General features: G+C 44.0%; 6 protein-coding genes. 3 read left to right on the top strand and 3 right to left on the bottom strand.

The window, feature by feature from the left end:
- Positions 1–879: 879 nt before the first annotated feature.
- Positions 880–2,226 (bottom strand): RNA-guided endonuclease InsQ/TnpB family protein, encoded by a 1,347-nt coding sequence (locus F6K37_RS27825; RefSeq protein WP_502887782.1) that lies wholly within the window; start codon positions 2,224–2,226, stop codon positions 880–882.
- 397 nt (positions 2,227–2,623) lie between these two features.
- Between F6K37_RS27825 and F6K37_RS27830 the strand changes: the two genes are divergently transcribed.
- On the top strand, positions 2,624–3,208 hold the full coding sequence (locus F6K37_RS27830) for an Npun_F5749 family FMN-dependent PPOX-type flavoprotein (RefSeq protein ID WP_008187984.1): 585 nt from the start codon (positions 2,624–2,626) through the stop codon (positions 3,206–3,208).
- 131 nt (positions 3,209–3,339) lie between these two features.
- Here the strand turns inward: F6K37_RS27830 and cysE are convergent, their stop codons facing one another.
- The gene (cysE, locus tag F6K37_RS27835; RefSeq protein WP_008187983.1) at positions 3,340–4,104 is read right to left on the bottom strand and encodes a serine O-acetyltransferase; all 765 of its coding nucleotides are present in this window, start codon (positions 4,102–4,104) and stop codon (positions 3,340–3,342) included.
- 116 nt (positions 4,105–4,220) lie between these two features.
- Positions 4,221–4,688: a hypothetical protein gene (locus tag F6K37_RS27840; RefSeq protein WP_287253652.1), complete on the bottom strand. Its 468-nt coding sequence runs from the start codon at positions 4,686–4,688 to the stop codon at positions 4,221–4,223.
- Between the two features lie 569 nt (positions 4,689–5,257).
- Between F6K37_RS27840 and F6K37_RS27845 the strand changes: the two genes are divergently transcribed.
- Positions 5,258–5,617 (top strand): rhodanese-like domain-containing protein, encoded by a 360-nt coding sequence (locus F6K37_RS27845; RefSeq protein ID WP_008187977.1) that lies wholly within the window; start codon positions 5,258–5,260, stop codon positions 5,615–5,617.
- A 361-nt stretch (positions 5,618–5,978) separates the two neighbouring features.
- On the top strand, positions 5,979–7,070 hold the full coding sequence (gene hrcA, locus F6K37_RS27850; protein WP_008187976.1) for a heat-inducible transcriptional repressor HrcA: 1,092 nt from the start codon (positions 5,979–5,981) through the stop codon (positions 7,068–7,070).
- Positions 7,071–7,351 lie beyond the last annotated feature (281 nt).

The following is a 7,351-nucleotide window of genomic DNA, read 5'->3' on the forward strand; positions in this document are numbered from 1 at the left end:
TATATCCGTTTTTGCAACTTAAATATGGTCATTTCTAGCTTGCGCCAGTTGACCCTATTCCATTCTGACTGTGGGGCAAACCCCCGAGTTTTAGACTTGTTCATTGCTACTTACAGCTAAATCATTTCCTATAACGTGAATCCGTCAGCATATCCTGGGAATTACTCCAGACGTTAGCTTTTGATTCAATCTTGCCTCTATAGGACTTGCGGCTAACTACCTACTCAGAATCTTCGACCTTTCAACAGAGTACCTATAAAGGTTACTTCGTTCCTGATAACCATTCTGTGGACTTTTAGGGTGGTATTATTCACCGGGAGCTTTGTGGGAAATCATTACTGACTGGCAAACCAGTAATACCTATCTCCTTTGACTATTTGTCTGTAGCGTGTCAGCCGTTTCGCTACTTAGTGATGACGATGATTAAACATACCTTTCTCTCGTACCCATGAGTCCAATGCCTGTTACTAACACCACTTTTGGCTAGTAGTGCTTCACTGTTCGACCCTTGCATCAATCCACAGGTTTGTTAGTTCTGTGAATCAGGGTAGGGCTGTCACTCGGATTTCGCGAGGGTCAGAAGTTACCGAAAGAATAGTGCAGCCTTTATGGTCAGCAGGTTAGGCATCATAGGAGTAAGGTTTTGTACTAAGGCTGCACTATTCTTTGGTTTTGTCTCCGGGATGGATTTTCACCATCATGGTTATCAAGTTGTCATGGTTCGTAAACCAAGCAGCTAATCCCCCAAGTCTTTATCGGACATGGTTTCTAGCTAACGAATCGCACTGCCAGCTTCACTCTGCGAGGTTGCCGCCTGCTCGGTGTGGCCAGATAGGGAGTCACTTGTCTCCTCAAGGATGGGGTTTTCACCCATATCCGTTAGATAGTTAGGATTTTTGAGGTTTTAACCCTCGCGAATCCCCCAACCCATACCCTTTCAGTTTCTGAAAGCTCCTGGTTGGAACGAACCGCACGATAAGTTCCCGTGTGCCCCACGGTACCCAAGGCTCTGCTTAGGATATTTTTAGCAGCATTGTGTTCGCGAAGCGGTTCCGAAGGAACATCACGATCCAGCCGACACCCGCATTTACAGGCATGGGTTCTAGTCGATAAAGATTTCTTGACCACTTCACCACAGCTGGAACAATTTTGGCTTGTGTAGGCTGGATTAACTGCGACAGTTATCCGACCAAACTTTTGGCCGAAATACTCTAACCACTCTCGAAATTGGTACCAACCTGCATCGTTAATAGACTTAGCTAAACAGTGGTTTTTAACCAGGTTTTTAACTCTTAAATCTTGCCTTCGGCACGCTGCGCGAACGTAGGCGACCAGGTCGTTAGACCGGATTACGCAGCGCGCCGGAGACGAAACCTTAGATAGTGGAGCCTTTATGGGTGATCGGCTTTGCATAAAAGGGTTAAATCTTTTGTAATAAGGCTCCACTATCTTACGGTAACTTCTAACCAGTCTCTTGGCGTGCTCTTCACGTTGTCTACTTATTTTAAGGTGTGTCCTACCTAGTCTATTAATTGCTTTTTTACGGTTAGCAGAGCCTTTCTTTTTTCGAGAAACTCGACGTTGATAAAATATAGCGCGCTTTTCACCTTTTTTGTAAAACCTGGGATTAGGTTCAGAGTATCCGTCAGAGTCGGTATAAAATTCCTTCAAGCCTAGGTCCAATCCAACAGTAAAGCCAGTGGCTTCTAATTGTTCTGAATTGTCTACTTTGACGCAAAAATGGACATAGTAACCATCGGCTTTTTGGACAATCCGAACTCGCTTGATTAATTTTTGTTCGAATCTCCACAAGTCCCATGTACCCTTGAGCTTGACTTTTCCGATCCCCTTCTTGTCGGTGAATTTTATGGACTTATTATCTGGGGATAACTTCCATCCAGATTGCTTATACTCGACTGACCTAGAATGTTTCTTGAAACGAGGATAACCCTTCTTTCCAGGAATTTTCTTTTTGCAGTTATCGAAGAAACGTTTGATAGCACGTTCTACGTTCTCAACAGAGGCTTGGCAAGCATGACTATTGAGGTCTTTAACAAATTCAAACTCTTCCCTTAGTTGAGTGTTGTATCGATAGAGTTCTTTCTTCCCTGTTCCACGATTGTCCATCCAATACCGAAGTACCTTGTTACGGACAAAACGAGCCGTTCTAATGGCTTCATTTATTGCCAACTTTTGAGGCTCTTTAAGGACAGCCTTGAATTCCATAACCAACACTTAAAATCACCTCCTTGGTATTGATGCATTGCTTTCTATTATAGTCGATATCTTAGGACGAAAATTTTCGGGCAGTTAGGGAATAAATTCCTGTTCGGGCTAACCCCATGGTTTGAAGTTACCGTAAGGAGAGTGGAGCCTTAATCAATAAGTTTTAACCTTTTTATGCATAGCCTGCCAACCATAAAGGCTCCACTCTCCTAAGGTTTCGTCTCCGGGATAGAATCCAGGGGCTTGCGCCCTCAGGGTCTTTGGTCAGCCAACTTGGGGCTTGCTTCCATCCTGAGCTTGAAACTACCCTACATTTAGGTGCGACCCGTGGCGAATTTAATAATTAGATGCGGAAAGCTCACCTTTCCGCTATTTTATGGGCTATGTCTAAAAAAAAATGCCTATTGCTGTTTGGCGATCGCCCCTAGCTCGCGCAATCCATCACAATCGCAGCCTACCTTATGCTCGTTACTTTCAACTGGCAACCGTTGACCCCAAGGGCTATCCTGCTAACCGCACCGTAGTTTTTCGGGGTTTTTTGGACAACTCCAACCAACTCAAAGTTATTACCGATACCCGTAGCCAGAAAATTCACGACATTAATCATCATCCCTGGGGAGAAGTTTGTTGGTACTTTCCCAACACTCGCGAACAATTTCGTTTAGCAGGCCAGTTGACCCTGATCACTGCTGATTATCCTGACGAAGGACTTCAACAAGTCCGCCAGCAGACTTGGCAAAATCTTTCCGATGCAGCTCGCTTACAATTTGCGTGGCCTGACCCTGGTGTTGCTAGAGTACCAGATAAACAAGCCTTTTCCCCACCACCACCTGCCCTAGATCAGCCTTTGCCAAATTTTTGCCTATTATTGCTCGAACCAGTCAAGGTTGATCACCTAAGGTTGCAGGGTTTCCCCCAAAACCGATGGCTTTACTACCAAGACAGTTCTGGGGAGTGGTTTCAAAAAGCTGTTAATCCTTAGCTTCGGGGTCACACCAAAATGGGTGTGGTTAAAATATTCTATTGTGTTACTAATCCGATTCCCTGTCTAGAGCCAACAGGAACGACAGGTAAAACCTTCAACCTTTAACCTGCTAACATTTGACAACTAGCTCAAATCCCATAACTATCTAAACACTGCCGAATTTCTTTATCCTGGAGATCACAACATGGGGCTTTAGCCCCCTTCTCTGGAGCATCTGGTGTTGAAGAGTGATCAGACATCATTGATGCCATTGAAGATCTTTGCTGAGTTAACTCTTGTAGCTGTTGTTCGAGAGACTCAATCCGGTCTACTAACGCTCGAATTACTTTGGCTTCTGAGTCAGGCAAGCTACCATGTTCAAGGGGATTGACTCGTACACCGGAACGATAGACAATCCGACCTGGTATCCCGACGACAGTACAATCGGAAGGAACATCTCGCAAGACCACTGACCCAGCACCAATGCGGACATTATTACCAATTTGGATATTCCCTAGCACCTTAGCACCAGCTCCCACTACCGCATTTTCTCCTAGAGTAGGGTGGCGCTTCCCACTTTCCTTTCCTGTACCGCCGAGGGTAACACCTTGATAGATTAGACAGTAGTCTCCCACAATGGCGGTTTCTCCAATCACCACACCCATACCGTGGTCGATAAACACACCATGACCAATTTTGGCACCCGGATGAATTTCAATACCTGTAACAAATCGGGATAACTGACTGAGCAGTCGAGGAATGAATGGAATCCCAATCCCATGTAACCAGTGACAGCAGCGATGGAACAGCAGAGCCTGTAAGCCGGGGTAGCAGAACAAAACCTCAAGCCAGTTCCGAGCAGCTGGGTCACGCTCAAAGATAATACGGAAGTCAGCAATCAGGGCAGATAGCACTAGGGGTCACCATAATTAACGCTTGAACAAATTACTAACTAGTTTACCTTGTCTTGATGGAATAGCGAGTGGGGGTTTCCCCCAAGACCGCGCTACCTCGCTGCATCGCTTTTTGGTTACTCAACAGCCGTCAGGGTGTAATCCCACCGTTGTCCTCCCTCAAAGGCACCAACCCAGATTTGGTATGTGCCAGCTGGCCAATTTTGTGCAGTTATGCTGGCATCTTTTTTGGAACCTGTATCATCCCCACAAAGGATTTGATTGTTGGGAAACTGAATCAGTAAAGTGGTATCCTTTCCCTCTGTGTTGACCCCTATAGTTAAACTGGGTAAATCTGCCTCCAAAACCATCAGGTGATCTGGAGTAGGGTCTCCAAAACCAATACAGGGATCATTGTTGCGATCGCTATTTGCCATCGATGACAACGAGTAAGCACCACCGGTGTGACCACTGACTTCTCCCTGACTTGGGGAAAAACCCGGTGATAAGTTTAAAGAAGCAAAATTCGCTGTCTGAGATAAAACGGGCATAGAACAGAGGGCTACTATTAAAGCTATGACTCCTCTAACACCTTGTCGCACCATTGCAAAACCCTCCTAAGACTAGTTGTTACTATTTCCTCCCTATTTGAGTACGAGTAAACTCTAAACAATTACAGTACTTACTTATATTTTCCTATAAACCTCTGTTGTTCGATAGCAACACCTGTGACACTCTGCTATCTGCCACATTAATTATTATTTGATACCTTTGGCGTTAATTTATTCCTTAGCAATTAGCTATCAGCTATCAGCTAATGCGCACGCTACTTGAGGTGCTATCAGCTATCAGCTATCAGCTATCAGCTATCAGCTATCAGACAATGCCTGAATACTTAGATGGACAAATGCCCAAACTTTCAATTTTGTAAAATCTCGAACTATTAAATTATCGTGTTCGATGTTTATTTTATAAATGATAGCTGAGGGCTGACAGCTGATGTTAATCCTGATATTAACTACTTTAAATATTGCTACATATTAATCAGCCACCATAGCTGATCACCCCATCATCTGCTCATTATATTTAGGGTGAATAAATAAAATTGCGATTACTAGAGGTAGAATAAAGGTCAAAACTACGAAAACAAGCGCGTTACAGCTATTTACGTCCTATGGTCGCTCAATCGTTTGATCAACCTCTTCTTGAAATCAGTGTTGAACAACTGGCAAGGCAGATGGCAGATTCCCCGGAGCAGTTACAGCTTATTGATGTCCGAGAACGGCAAGAAGTTGCGATCGCTTCTATAGAAGGGTTTGAAATTCTGCCTTTGAGTGAATTTGCTCAGTGGTCTGGGGAAATCTCTACTCGCTTTGATCCCGCAGTTGAAACCATGGTGATGTGCCATCATGGTATGCGCTCTGCTCAGATGTGTCAGTGGTTAATCAGTCAGGGGTTCACGAATGTCAAGAATGTAGCTGGGGGTATTGACGCATACTCAATCATAGTTGATCATAGCATTCCTCGTTACTAATTGCAGCTCACTACTAACTACTGCTATGAGTAGATTCTGCTATCTTAGAACAAATGTTCTTACAGCAAATATTTTTAGATAAAATGTATTAATAACCAACTTAATCCTTGGGTGAGCAGACGCTGCCATAGCTATGGATAAATCCCAGATACTTCCAAGTTTCACCAAAACCAACCCTGATTTTTGGTGATTGATTGGGATATCTAATTATCAGCCCTACTGTTTTGGACTAAAGCAGGCTTAACTAGACCCAGCTTTTAGGCAACATTCCATTATTAGTATGTTTGATCACCTTAATGGTAACTCCTCCCTCTAATTTAGACTTTTTTCCCTTTCAAATTAAGTTCAGCTTTGGTTCAAAATGTCTCGCCAACAACTAAGTTTAACAACTCGGCAACAACATATTCTCTGGGCGACTATTCGTCACTATATTGCCACGGCGGAACCGGTTGGTTCTAAAGCCTTGGTTCAAGAATATGACCTGAGTGTTAGTCCAGCCACGATTCGCTCTTGCATGAGTATGTTGGAAAAAGTTGGACTACTATATCAACCCCACACCTCTGCAGGTAGGGTTCCTTCTGATTCAGGTTATCGAACCTATGTTGACCAGCTGATTCAACCGTCAGAAACCTTGAGTCAGTATGTTGAAAATTTACTGGCAGAGAAGTTGAACTGGGAGGAAGCTAAGTTTGAGGTATTGCTAAGGGATGCTGCTCAAATTCTGGCAACAGTCAGTGGATATATTGCTTTAATTACTTTCCCTGACAATCGCACTACTCGCCTGCGCCATCTACAGTTGATGCACCTAGAGCTAGGACAGGTGATGTTGATTATAGTTACGGATAGTTATGAAACTCAGTCGGTATTGATGAATCTGCCCCAGTCAGAGGATGATAGCACGGTTGATGAGTCGATTGTGGAGCGGGAGTTAAAAATATTATCTAACTTCTTGAATAGTAAGCTGCGAGGGCGAACTCTCACGGAATTGGAGAAATTAGATTGGAGTGAATTAGACCGAGAATTTGTCCGCTATGCGGATTTTTTAAGCAATTTATTAACTGAGTTGACCCGTCGCACTGTAGTACCTAAGTCCAGCCCGATTATGATTCGTGGCATCTCAGAGGTGTTGCGTCAACCAGAATTTTCGGAAATAGACCAGACTCTAGACTTGCTACATCTGTTGGAAGAGGAACAGGAGCAACTGTGGTCAGTAATCTTTAAGGTACCGGAAGAGTTGGAATTTAAGTCTCGTGTGAAAATTAGGATTGGTGCCGAGAATTCCTTGGAACCGATGCGTGGCTGTACTTTGGTATCTGCTAACTATCAGCAAGACCAAGTCCCAGTGGGAAGTGTGGGAATTATTGGACCAACTCGCATGATTTATGAAAATGCGATCGCATTAGTGGAAGCAGCGGCAGATTATCTAACTGAAGCCTTGAGTCAACCAGCTTAAAGGGAAGTCTTACCGCAATGGGAAGACTTTGATCGGAAATGCTACATCCAGCTTTTTCTCCAAATTATTCTAATTACTATACCAAAAGGGACTGGAAAAATTTCTAAGCCCCAACTCAGTTGCCTCCCTAAAACAGGGACCATAGCTAGAGATACACCCTCATCGACCCATTCCCCTTGCCGCTAGGTGGGCAGGTTACGAATTTCCGTAGCTTCTTCAGGATTTAGGACCTCGATATCCAGGAAAGTCTGTATCTTTCCTGCTTGTCTCAGCAGAAGACA

This window comes from Moorena sp. SIO4E2 (assembly GCF_010671945.1).
GTDB classification, from domain to species: domain Bacteria; phylum Cyanobacteriota; class Cyanobacteriia; order Cyanobacteriales; family Coleofasciculaceae; genus Moorena; species Moorena producens.